At 72.0% G+C, this 12,489-nt stretch carries 6 protein-coding genes; 4 read left to right on the top strand and 2 right to left on the bottom strand.

The features are described 5' to 3' along the window. Positions 1-131: 131 nt before the first annotated feature. The 4 genes from B9W62_RS23570 (at position 132) to B9W62_RS23555 (ending at position 6,116) form a co-directional block, all read left to right on the top strand. Positions 132-1,100 (top strand): ABC transporter permease, encoded by a 969-nt coding sequence (locus B9W62_RS23570; RefSeq protein ID WP_087809032.1) that lies wholly within the window; start codon positions 132-134, stop codon positions 1,098-1,100. After that, positions 1,093-1,986 (top strand): ABC transporter ATP-binding protein, encoded by an 894-nt coding sequence (locus B9W62_RS23565; protein WP_256976559.1) that lies wholly within the window; start codon positions 1,093-1,095, stop codon positions 1,984-1,986. Before B9W62_RS23570 ends, B9W62_RS23565 begins: the two co-directional genes overlap by 8 nt. Positions 1,987-2,130: 144 nt before the next feature. Further along, a complete protein-coding gene (locus B9W62_RS23560; protein WP_087809031.1) occupies positions 2,131-4,407 on the top strand; it encodes a CDP-glycerol glycerophosphotransferase family protein in 2,277 nt (758 codons plus the stop codon). Continuing rightward, positions 4,404-6,116, top strand: coding sequence for a glycosyltransferase family 2 protein (locus B9W62_RS23555; RefSeq protein WP_087809030.1), 1,713 nt, complete (start codon positions 4,404-4,406; stop codon positions 6,114-6,116). Before B9W62_RS23560 ends, B9W62_RS23555 begins: the two co-directional genes overlap by 4 nt. Positions 6,117-6,344: 228 nt before the next feature. Here the strand turns inward: B9W62_RS23555 and B9W62_RS23550 are convergent, their stop codons facing one another. Continuing rightward, positions 6,345-11,306, bottom strand: coding sequence for an NAD-glutamate dehydrogenase (locus B9W62_RS23550; RefSeq protein WP_087809029.1), 4,962 nt, complete (start codon positions 11,304-11,306; stop codon positions 6,345-6,347). A gap of 510 nt (positions 11,307-11,816) precedes the next feature. Next, positions 11,817-12,488 (bottom strand): HAD family hydrolase, encoded by a 672-nt coding sequence (locus B9W62_RS23545; RefSeq protein ID WP_087809028.1) that lies wholly within the window; start codon positions 12,486-12,488, stop codon positions 11,817-11,819. Position 12,489: the final 1 nt, after the last annotated feature.

Raw genomic sequence — 12,489 nt, 5'->3', positions numbered from 1 at the left:
CGGCGTCGCCACGCCCTACGCTCACGTTACGACGATACGGTGCCGTCCCGACGTAAGTGAACACACACGGTCACCCAGGTGAACGACGGGCGTCGCCCTCTCGCCCCCTCCCCCGAGCGAAAGCACCGGATGTGAGCCAGGTCCTCGACCCCCCACCCCCGACCCGGGCATCGGCCCAGGCCGCCCCCGCCACCACCACCGCCACCGCGCCCGGCCCCGCCGGAGCCGACCACGACCTCGCGGCGCTCGCCGCCCGGCACGGGCTGTCGGTCAGCGGTGCCCGCCCCTCCCTGCCCCAGTACGTCCGTCAGCTGTGGGCGCGCCGGCACTTCATCGGCGCCTTCTCCACCGCCAAGCTCACCGCCCAGTACAGCCAGGCCAAGCTGGGCCAGGTCTGGCAGGTGATGACGCCCCTGCTCAACGCGGCCGTGTACTACTTCATCTTCGGCATGCTGATGAACACCAGCCGCGGCGTGGAGGACTTCGTCCCGTTCCTGGTCACCGGCGTGTTCGTGTGGACGTTCACGCAGAGTTCGATCATGGCGGGCACCCGGGCCATCTCCGGCAACCTCGGCCTCGTGCGCGCCCTGCACTTCCCGCGGGCGGCGCTGCCGGTGTCGTTCTGCCTCCAGCAGCTCCAGCAGCTGCTGTTCTCGATGGCGGCGCTGGTCGTGATCCTGCTGGCCTTCGGTGTGCCGCCCGCCCCGTCCTGGGTGCTCGCGGTCCCGGCGCTGGTGCTCCAGTTCCTGTTCAACGCGGGCGTGGCGATGGTCATGGCCCGGGTGGGGTCGAAGATCCCCGACATGGCCCAGCTGATGCCGTTCCTGCTGCGCACCTGGATGTACGCCTCGGGCGTCATGTTCAGCATCCACCACATGACCGGCCCGGACAGCGGCCTGCCGTCCTGGGTGGGCACCGCCCTCCAGCTCAACCCCGCCGTCGTCTACATCGACCTGATGCGCTTCGCGCTGATCGACAGTTTCGGCGGGGGCCAGCTGCCGCCCCACGTGTGGGCGCTCGCGGTGGGCTGGGCCCTGGTCGCCGGGATCGGCGGCTTCATCTACTTCTGGAAGGCCGAGGAGACGTACGGTCGTGGCTGACACCCCCGCTGACAACACCCCCGCTGACAGCACGCTCGCCGACAGCACCCCCGCCGAGCGCGTGCCCACCGTCGTCGCCGACGGCGTCGACATCGTCTACCGGGTCAACGGCACCGGGGCCGGCCGCGGCTCCGCGACCGCCGCCCTCAACCGCATCCTGCGCCGCAAGAAGACCGAGAAGGCCGCCGGAGTACGCCGGGTGCACGCCGTGAAGAACGTGTCCTTCGTGGCGTACCGCGGCGAGGCCATCGGCCTGATAGGCACCAACGGTTCGGGCAAGTCGACGCTGCTCAAGGCGGTCGCCGGCCTGCTCCCGGTGGAGAACGGCCGGATCTACACCGACGGGCAGCCCTCCCTGCTCGGCGTCAACGCCGCCCTGATGAACGACCTCACCGGCGAGCGCAACGTGTACCTCGGCGGCCTGGCGATGGGCATGTCCCGCGCGCAGGTCAAGGAGCGGTACCAGGAGATCGTCGACTTCTCGGGGATCAACGAGAAGGGCGACTTCATCACCCTGCCGATGCGCACGTACTCCTCCGGCATGGCGGCCCGGCTGCGGTTCTCCATCGCCGCCGCCAAGGACCACGACGTCCTCCTCGTCGACGAGGCCCTGGCCACCGGCGACCGCTCCTTCCAGAAGCGCTCCGAGGAACGCATCAGGGAGCTGCGGCAGCACGCCGGCACGGTGTTCCTGGTCAGCCACAGCAACAAGTCCATCCGCGACACCTGCGACCGGGTGCTGTGGCTGGAGCGCGGCGAGCTGCGCATGGACGGGCCGACGGAGGAGGTCCTGAAGGAGTACGAGAAGTTCACCGGCGGTCCGGACCGCGGGGCGAAGCCCAAGGCGGCGCCCAAGCCCGCCGCCAAGGCCAAGGCGGCCGCCTGAGCGCCCCGTCCCCCGGAAGGCCCACTCACCGCCCTCCCGATTCATCCTTTTGCCCGATCGATGTCACTATGACCGAATAGAAAACGACCCACAGGAGTGCTCCGGGAGCGACCAAGCGAAGGCCGAGGCGAAGGAGTCCCCGCGATGCCCGAGACGGTCCCCGACCCGTTCGCCGAGACGGCCCCCGATCCGTTCGCCGAGACGGCCCCCGCCCTCAGCGTCGTCGTCCACGGCCGCAACGTCCAGGACCACCTGCCCGACCTCCTCGACTCCCTGGACGCCCACCCCCTGACCGGCGTCGAGGTGATCGTCGCCGCCGCCGGGGACTGGGCGCGGGAGGTCGCCGAGCGGCACGCCCCCGCCTTCACGGTGCTGCCCCTGCCGGACGGGGCCGGCGACGCCGCGGGCCGCTCGGCGGGGGCGGCCCGGGCACGGGGCAGGTGGCTGCACTTCGTGCACGCCAAGGACGGGCTGCCCGTCGGCGCCGCACCCGCCGTCGCCGAGCGCGTCGGCGGCCTGCCCGACACCGTGGACGTCCTGCTCCTCGACCACGTCCGCAGCTCCTGGCGGGCCTCCGGCCTGCCCTCCCCCGACGGCCCCCGCCTCGCCCGCGCGGGCCGCGCCGACCTCGCCCTCGACGACCGCGCGGCGCTGCTCCGGCTGACCCCGCTGCTCGGCAACCGCGCCGTGCGCGCCGGCTTCTGGCGGGCCCGTGAACGGCTCCTGACCACCGAGGACGAGCCCTTCGCCGCATACGCCGCGCTGCTGCTCGCCGACCGCGTCGCCTGCCTGCCGCACCCGGCCTACGAAGACCGCCGGCTGCGCCCCGAGAGCCTCCCGCCGCCCACGCCGGCCGACCGGTACGCGCTGGTCGACCGCTACGAGGCGCTCCTCGGCCTCACCGCCGACCGGCCCGCCGTCCACGGCGTCCTGTACGACCTGATGATCCGCGACTGCCTGCGCACCTTCGCCCGCGCCGGGATGCCGGACGACGTGGCGCGGGAGTTCTTCCACCGGGCGTCCGTGACCGCCCGGCGCCACCGCCCCGAGGGGCTCCGGCGCCCGGCCGGTCTGGAGGGCGTACGCCGGTCGCTCCTCGAGGAGGACGCCTACGGCAAGTACCGCGCCCTCCAGACCGCCAGCCACGCCCGCCGCGGGGTGCGCTCCGCCGCGCGCACCGGCAGGCGCCGGGCCGGGACCCGGCTGCGCACCCTCCAGTACCGCGGCGCCCTGGCCCGCCCGGTCGACCCGCACCTCGCGGTCTTCTCCGCGTACTGGAACCGCGGGGTGGCCTGCAACCCGGCCGCGATCGCCGCCAAGCTCGCCGAACTCGCCCCGAGCGTCCACCCCGTGTGGGTGGTCAGCGCCGCGGGCGCCGCCCTGCTGCCGCCCGGCACCGACCACGTCGTGCCCGGCACCCGCCGCTACTGGGAGGTGCTGGCCCGCGCCAAGTACCTGGTCAACAACGTCAACTTCCCGGACGCGGTGGTCAAACGCCCCGGCACCGTCCACCTCCAGACCCACCACGGCACCCCGCTCAAGCGCATGGGCGTGGACCAGCTGCCGTACCCCGCCGCCGCCCACGGCCTGGACTTCCAGGCCCTCCTGGAACGCGTCGACAAGTGGGACTTCAGCGTCTCCGCCAACAGCCACTCCACGCGCATGTGGCAGCGGGCCTACCCGTCCCGCCACGTCTCCCTCGACCACGGCTATCCGCGCAACGACGTGTACTACACCGCCGGCCCCGCCGAGGTCCGCGCGGCCCGCGAGCGCCTCGGTATCGCGCCCGGCCGCCGCGCGGTCCTCTACGCGCCCACCCACCGCGACTACGAGGCCGGCTGGACCCCGCGCCTCGACCTCGCCGCCCTCGCGGACCGGCTCGGTGAAGAAACGGTTCTGCTGGTGCGTGCCCACTACTTCTACGACGGTGCGTCCTCCCCGTACGGCTCCTCCGCACCGCTGGCGGGCCTGCGCCGCACCGGCCGCCTCGTCGACGTCTCCGCCTACGAACCCGTCGAGGAACTGTGCCTGGCCGCCGACGCGCTGGTCACCGACTACTCGTCGATCATGTTCGACTACGCCAACCTCGACCGCCCGATCGTCATCCACGCCGACGACTGGGAGACCTACCGCACCACCCGCGGCGTCTACTTCGACCTGATGGCCGAGGCCCCCGGCCCGGTCGCCCGCACCCAGGCGGAGCTGACGGAGATCCTCACCACCGACGCCTGGCACGACGAGCGCGCCACGAAGGCACGGGCCGCCTTCCGGCGCCGGTTCTGCGAGTACGACGACGGCCACGCCGCCGAACGCGTCGTACGCCGGGTCTTCCTCGGCGAGGACGAACGGACCCTGCCCCCGGTCCTGCCGGTCGAGGACCGCACCCCGGCCCCGAGCCCCGAGGAGGCCTGCGCGTCATGAGGACAGCCACCACGAGCCCGGCCACGGCCACGGTCCTTCCGTTCAGCGTCCCGGACGTCACCGTCACGGTCATCGTCTACAACGACGCCCAGCGCCTGCCCCGCGCGGTCGCGTCCGTGCTGCGCCAGACCCACGCGAACATCGAGGTGGTCATCAGCGACGACCACTCGACCGACGCGACCGAGCAGGTGGCCCGCGAACTGGCCGCGCACGACCCGCGGATCGTGTACCTGCGGCTGCCCGAGAACAGCGGCGGGTGCAGCGCCCCGCGCAACCGCGCCCTGGAGATCGCCCGGGCGCCCTACCTGATGTTCCTGGACAGCGACGACGAACTGCCCGAACGCGCCGTCGAGGTCCTGCTCGCCGCCCACCGCGAACGCGACCTGGACTTCGCGATGGGCGCCGTGCACCGCGTCCGCGTGGACGGCGGAAGCCGGACGACCTGGATGCCGCACCTGGTCGCCGAGCGCCGCACCCTGGACGGCATCGAGGCCGACCCGCGACTGTTCTTCGAGCACCTCTCCACCAGCAAGATGTACGCCCGCGCCTTCCTCGACCGGCACGGCCTGCGCTTCCCCGAGGGCATCCACTACGAGGACCAGCTCTTCTCGGCGCAGGCGTACTGCCTGGCCAAGACCTTCACCGTCGTCCCCGAGCCGGTCTACCGCTGGTACATAGCCCCGTACGCCGCCTCCGACGCCGCCTCCATCTCCAACCAGCGGCACAAGCTCACCAACGTCCGCGACCGCGTCCACGTACAGCGCCTCATCGACGCCTTCCTGGCCGAGAGCGGACACGAGGGGCTGCGCGAGGACAAGGACTTCAAGTTCCTCAAGCACGACTTCCGGATGTACGCCGGTGACCTCCCCTACCGGGACGACACCTGGCTGGCCTCCTTCGCGGACCTGATGAACCCCTACCTCGACACGCTCGCCGACGGCGCCTACGCCCGGCTGCCCCGCGCCGAACGGGTCGTCCTGCGGCTGCTGCGCGACCGGCGCCTGTCCGACGTCCGCACGGCGGCCCGCGGCCTCGGCCACGACGTGGCGCCGCGCCGGGTGACGCCGGACGAGGAGAGCGGCCGCGTGTACTGGGGCGAGGAGGTCCCGGCCTCCGCCGAGGCCCGGCGGGAGCTGGACCTGACCGACCTCGAACTGGACACCCGCCCGTTCTTCACCGCCCTGCTGCGGCACGAGATCACGGAGATCACGCGTGGCCCCGGCGCGTCGGTCGACCTCACCGTGCGCACCTACGACCCGGCCCTGCGCCTCCCCGTCGGGCCCCAGCGCGCGGTGCTCCACCTCTCCCCGGGCCGCCGGCGCCTGACGGTCCCCTTCCGCCTGTCACCCGTCGGCCCCGGCCTCTTCGAGGGCCGCGTCCGCCTGGACCTGGCGGCGGCCCGTCTCCCGCTCCACGGCTTCGCCGGCACCCGCCATCCCGTGCTCCGCCTCCGCCACCGGGGCCGCACCCACACGGGGATCCTCCTGGCGCCGCTGAGCTTCCCGCCCCTCACGGCCCGCGTCCCCCACCGCGCCGGCCTCACCCCCCACCGAGTCACCCTCCGCCCGGAGGGCCACAACCCGGGCCGCCTCCAGATCACCTGGCAGCCAGTGGGCACGACGGCCAGGATCCTCGGCCCTGCCGCCCGCCGCCTGTCCACCCCGAAAACCCGAAGAGCAGCCCGCCTGGTGTCCAACGTCCTCCGCTGACTTGACTGCGGGCAGTCGCAGCCGCCGTAGCTGCGGGCAGTCGTGCCGCCGTAGCTGCGGGCAGTCGTGCCGCTGGGGCGGCACGGGTGGGCGCAGCGGCACCCCGCCAGCGCCGGGCTGCGCACCCACCCCCGCCCGGCCCCCACCCCGCCGCACACGCCAGGGCGCCCCGGACCGAACCCGGCCCGGGGCGCCTCACACAGCGAGCGGCGCAACCACCGCAACCGCCTACGAATGCGTGCGCAGCAACGTCCGCATCGTCCGCATGGCCACCGACAGATTGGACAGATCAAACGCGTCCGACGACCGGATCTCCTCCAGCGTCGTCCGCGCCCGCCCGAGAATCGCCGCGTTCTTCTCCTCCCATGCCTTGAACCGCTGCTCCGGCGTGGACGACCCGTTGCCCACCGCCAGGACATCCGCGGTCAGCGCCGCGTGCGCCGCGTACAGGTCCTCGCGGATCGCCGCACGGGCCATGGACTGCCAGCGGTCGTCCCGGGGCAGGTCGCTGATCCGGTCCATCAGCTGGGTGACACCCAGCCGGTCGGCGAGGTCGTAGTACACCTCGGCGACGTCCAGCGGCTCCTTGCCCATGCGGTCGGCCACCGACACGATGTCCAGCGTCGCGAAGGCCGAGGAGAACCCGGCCACCCGCGTGGCCGGCTCGTCCGGCACTCCGGCAGCGGTCAGCTCGTCGTGGATGTGCTGGTACCACTCCGCGTCCGCGCCGCGCAGCAGCTTCGGCAGCTGCGACCACACCTGCTCGACCCGTTCGGCGAAGAACTCCACCGTCTCGGCCAGCTCCAGCGGCTGCGGCCGGTTGTTGAGCAGCCAGCGCGTGCCGCGCTCGACCAGCCGGCGCGAGTGCAGCCGGATCCGGGTCTGGACGGCGGCGTCGACCTTGGTGTCCAGGGCCTCCACCGCGTCCCACACCGGGGAGGCGCTGAAGATCGCCCGGGCCACGGTCTGCGCCCGCACGATCTCCTCCAGCGACGCGCCGGTCTCCTCGCGCATCCGGTGCAGATACGTCGTACCGCCCGTGTTGACCGTGTCGTTGACCAGGACGGTCGTCGTGATCTCGCGACGCAGCGGGTGGCTGTCGACCTGCTCGGCGAACTGCTCGCGCAGCGCCGTCGGGAAGTAGGCGTGCAGCAGACCCTTGAGGTACGGGTCGTCCGGCAGCGAGGTGTGCAGCAGCTCCTCGGCGACCGTGATCTTCGTGTACGCCAGCAGCACGGCCGTCTCCGGGCCGGTCAGCCCGTGTCCGCTGCTCAGCCGCTCCCGGATCTGGCGGTCGGTGGGCAGGAACTCCAGGGCCCGGTTGAGGTGGCCCTCCCTGACCAGATGCCGCATGAAGCGCTGCTGGGCGTGGAGCATGTCCCTGGACTGGGCGAGCGCGTTGGCGATCGCCGTGTTCTGCGCGTAGTTGTTGCGCAGGACCAGCGCGCCGACCTCGTCGGTCATCTGGGCGAGCAGCTTGTTGCGCTGCTTGACGGTCATGTCGCCGTCCTTGACGAGACCGTTGAGCAGGATCTTGATATTCACCTCGTGGTCGGAGGTGTCCACGCCCGCGCTGTTGTCGATGGCGTCGGTGTTGATCCGGCCGCCCTGCAACGCGAACTCGATCCGGCCCAGCTGGGTCAGGCCGAGGTTGCCGCCCTCGCCGACGACCTGGACCCGCAGGTCCTTGCCGTCGACGCGGATGGCGTCGTTGCCCTTGTCGCCGACGTCCGCGTTGGACTCCGTGGACGCCTTGACGTACGTGCCGATGCCGCCGTTCCACAGCAGGTCCACCGGGGAGCTGAGGATCGCCTTCATCAGCTCGGCCGGGGTCATCTTGGTGATGCCCGCCTCGATGCCGAGGGCCTCGCGGATGTGCGCGTTGACCGGGATGGACTTGGCCGTGCGCGGGAAGATGCCACCGCCCGCCGAGAGCAGCCCGGTGTCGTAGTCCTCCCAGGAGGAGCGGGGCAGCTCGAACAGCCGGCGGCGCTCGGCGTACGAGGTGGCCGCCTCCGGCGTCGGGTCGATGAAGATGTGCCGGTGGTCGAAGGCGGCGACCAGGCGGATGTGCTCGCTGAGCAGCATGCCGTTGCCGAACACGTCGCCGGACATGTCGCCGATGCCGACGACCGTGAAGTCCTGGGTCTGGGTGTCCACGCCCAGCTCCCGGAAGTGCCGCTTGACGGACTCCCAGGCGCCGCGGGCGGTGATGCCCATGCCCTTGTGGTCGTAGCCCGCGCTGCCGCCGGAGGCGAAGGCGTCGCCGAGCCAGAAGTTGTAGGACTCGGCGACCTCGTTGGCGATGTCGGAGAACTTCGCGGTGCCCTTGTCGGCGGCGACGACGAGGTAGGTGTCGTCCTCGTCGTGCCGGACGACGTCGGCGGGGTGCACGACCTCGCCGGCCACCATGTTGTCGGTGATGTCGAGCAGCGCCGAGATGAACGTCTTGTAGCTGGCGATGCCCTCCGCCAGCCACGCGTCGCGGTCGACGCTCGGGTCGGGCAGTTGCTTGGCGACGAAGCCGCCCTTGGCGCCGACCGGCACGATGACGGTGTTCTTCACCATCTGCGCCTTGACCAGGCCGAGGATCTCGGTGCGGAAGTCCTCCCTCCGGTCCGACCAGCGCAGACCGCCGCGGGCGACCTTGCCGAAGCGCAGGTGCACGCCCTCGACGCGCGGCGAGTACACCCAGATCTCGAACGCCGGGCGCGGCGCCGGGAGGTCGGGGATGGCCTGCGGGTCGAACTTCATGGAGACGTAGTCGTGCGGCTTGCCGCCCGCCGCCTCCTGGAAGAAGTTCGTCCGCAGCGTGGCCTTGATGACGGTGAGGAAGGACCGCAGGATCCGGTCCTCGTCGAGGCTCGCCACCTGGTCCAGGGCGGCGTCGACCTCTTCGAGCAGGGCGTCGACGATCTCCCGCCCGGCCCGCTGCCGCTCCGGCGCCATCCGCGCCTCGAACAGGTTGATCAGCAGCCGCGTGGTGTGGACGTTGTTGCGGAGGGTGTCCTCCATGTAGTCCTGGCTGAAGGTCGAACCGGCCTGCCGCAGGTACTTGGCGTACGCGCGCAGCACCATCGCCTCGCGCCAGGTCAGTCCGGCACTGAGCACGAGGGCGTTGAAGCCGTCGTTCTCCGCCTTGCCGGTCCAGGTGGCGGCGAAGGCGTCCTGGACCCGCTCGCGGGCGTCGTCGCCGAGGTAGTCGGCGCCGCCGGCCGGGGCCTTGGGCATGCGCAGGCCGAAGTCGTAGATCCAGGCCGTGGTGCGGTCCGCGCAGCGCAGCTCGTACGGCCGCTCGTCGGTGACCTCGACGCCGAGCCGGCTGAGCACCGGCAGCACGGCGGACAGGGAGACCGAGCCTCCCTTCTGGTAGATCTTGAAGCGCCGTTCCTCGGGCGCGGCGCCGACCGGCTCGTACAGGCTCAGCGCGAAGGTCTTCTCCTCGTCGAGCTGCTCCAGGTGGCCGAGGTCGGCGACGGCGGAGCGCGGGCCGTGGTCGGCCTTGTAGCCCTCGGGGAAGGCGGACCCGTAGTGGCGCAGCAGCTCCGCGGCGCGTTCCTCGCCGAACTCGGCGGTCAGCGCCTCGCCGAAGCCGTCGGCCCAGGAGCGGGCGGCCTCGACCAGTCGGGCCTCGACGCGCTCCTTGTCGGCGTCGGACAGGTGCGGCAGCTCGGTGCCCTGCGGGACCCGGACCACGAAGTGCAGCCGGGACAGGATCGACTCGGTGTTCCAGGCCGTGAAGTCGACGCTGGTGCCGCCGAGCTCCTCCTTGAGGATGTCGATGATCCGCAGCCGGACACCGGTGGTGTAGCGGTCGCGGGGGAGGTAGACGAGGGCCGAGTAGTAGCGCCCGTACTCGTCCTGGCGCAGGTAGAGGCGCAGGCGGCGCCGCTCCTGGAGGTAGAGCACGCTGGTGACGATCGGCTCCAGCTCCTCCACGGAGGTCTGGAACATCTCGTCGCGCGGGTACGTCTCCAGGATTTGCAGCAGGTCCCGGCCGTCGTGGCTGTTGGGCGAGAAGCCGGCCCGCTCCAGCACCTCCTCCACCTTGCGCCGCACCACCGGCACCCGGCGGACGGACTCGGTGTAGGCGGCGGAGGAGAACAGGCCGAGGAAGCGCCGCTCGCCGACGACGTTGCCGTTCTCGTCGAACTTCTTGACGCCGACGTAGTCGAGGTACGAGGGCCGGTGCACGGTGGCCCGGCTGTTCGCCTTGGTCAGCACCAGCAGCCGGTGCTCGCGGGCCTTGGCCCGGGCGTCGGCGGGCAGCCGCTCGAAGGAGGGGCTGACGGGGTGGCTCTCGTCGGTCGCGTGGTGCGGGTCGGAGCGCAGGATGCCGAGGCCGGTCCCGGCGACGGCGGCGAGGGAGTCGTCCTCGCGCAGCTGGTACTCGCGGTAGCCGAGGAAGGTGAAGTGGTCGTCGGCCAGCCAGCGCAGCAGCTCGCGGGCCTCCTCCAGCTCACGCGCGGGAAGGTCCTCGGGGGTCGCCTCGGTCGACAGCTGGTCCGCGATGCGGACGGCAGCGTCCCGCATCTTGCCCCAGTCCTCGACGGTCTCGCGGACGTCGTTCAGGACGCGCAGCAGGTCGGCGGTGATCTGCTTCAGGTCGCCGCGGTCGGTCTCGCGGTCGATCTCGACGTGGATCCAGGACTCGACGTGCGCGTCGTGCGGCAGGTCGGCGGCGGGCCGACCGGCCAGCACCTCGACGAGCTTGCCGGCGATGTCGCGCCGCACCACGATCTGCGGGTGGACGACGACGTGGATGCCGCGGCCCTGGCGGGTCAGCTCGTTGGTCACGGAGTCGACGAGGAAGGGCATGTCGTCGGTGACCACCTCGACGACGGAGTGGCTGCACGTCCAGCCGTTCTCCTCGACCGTCGGGGTGTGCACCCGGACGTTCGCCGTGCCCTGCGGGCGGTTCTCGGCCAGCCGGTAGTGCGAGACGGCGGCTCCGAAGACGTCGACCGGGTCGCGGTCGGCGAGGTCCTCCGGGGCGGTGTGCCGGTAGTAGCGCTGGAGGAACGCGAACACGGATGCGTAGTCCGGGGCGCCGTCCGGGCCGTCCGGGGTGCCCGGAGTTCCCTCGCCCGTCGTCCCGGTCGGTAGGTGCCCCCCGACCGGGCTGTTCTCAGCTACCCGCGCAGCCCTTTCGAGCAGCTCGGCCTTGGCTTCGTCCAGCTTGGTCTGCATTGTCCTCTGACTCCTGTCGCGCGCCGTTGCGTGACGTAGAAGGAAGTACGGTCTCCTGCCTTCCGGCATGACGTCGGGACACGGGGTGTCCGGTCTGCTCCGACGCTATGCCGCAAGATGAGAGGAGCGGGGGCATATCAGCCAATGTCGCCGCTCCCACCGGGTGTGACTTCGCTCTCGCCGTCACCGTCCGGGGAGTGCGCGGCGCCGTCCCGGGGGTCTTCGATGCCCCGTCCCGCCCGCGAGGATCAGCGACCGCCGCCCGGCCACGGATGTCGTCCGCGGGTGCCGGGCGCAGGGCAGGGGCACCAGTGCCCCCGCGAACTATCGCGCTGATCACGCCCACAAGGCTATCGCCCTCCACGGGCTCCCCGTCATGAGCCGCATGTGTACAAAACCGGGCCCACAACTTGGACGTTCCGCACAGCTATGAAGGGGCGGCGGGCACGGGCCCCGCACCGGCGTGCAGCACGGGCGGCGGGCAGGAGTCCCGCACCGGACGGCGGTGTGTCATCCCGCCAGCCGCTCCGCCACCGCCACGGCCTCCCCGAGCGTGTCCACCACCGGCACCCCGACCCCCTCCAGGCTGGCCCGGCTGTGCGACCCCCCGGTGTACAGCACCGCCCCCGCACCCACGTGGCGCGCCGCCACCGCGTCGTCCGCGGCGTCGCCGATCACCACCGTGCGAGCGGGCGCCACCCCGGACAGCTCCAGCTGCGCGAGGTGCCGCACCATGTGCTCGGCCTTGCTGCCCCCGGACGGCCCGGTCCGTCCGTCGACGCGTATGAAGTGGGCCTCGATGCCGAGGCCCTTGACCAGGGGCACCAGCTCGTCATGGCCGTACATGCTGAGGATCGACTGGCTGCGCCCCGCCGACCGCCACCGGGCGAGCAGCTCCGTGGCGCCGTCCGCGAGCGTGCACCGGCTCCGGTGCACGCTGTAGTGGCGCTGGAAGGTCGCGTCCATGACCGCCCACTCGGCGTCGGTGGGCAGCCGGCCCAGCAGCCGCTCGTAGAACTTCGGCACCGGCACGCAGTACAGCGCCCGGTACCGCTCCAGTGTGATCGGCGCCAGCCCCAGCTCGGCGAACGCCGCGTTCGTCGCCCCGATGATCGCGTCGTTGTCGTGGAACAGCGTGCCGTTCCAGTCCCACACGATGTGTGCGCCCGTCTGCATCCCCATG

The organism is Streptomyces sp. CS113 (genome assembly GCF_002188365.1).
In the GTDB taxonomy this organism is placed as follows: Bacteria; Actinomycetota; Actinomycetes; order Streptomycetales; family Streptomycetaceae; genus Streptomyces; species Streptomyces tendae.
This window is presented reverse-complemented; position numbering and strand designations above follow the sequence as displayed.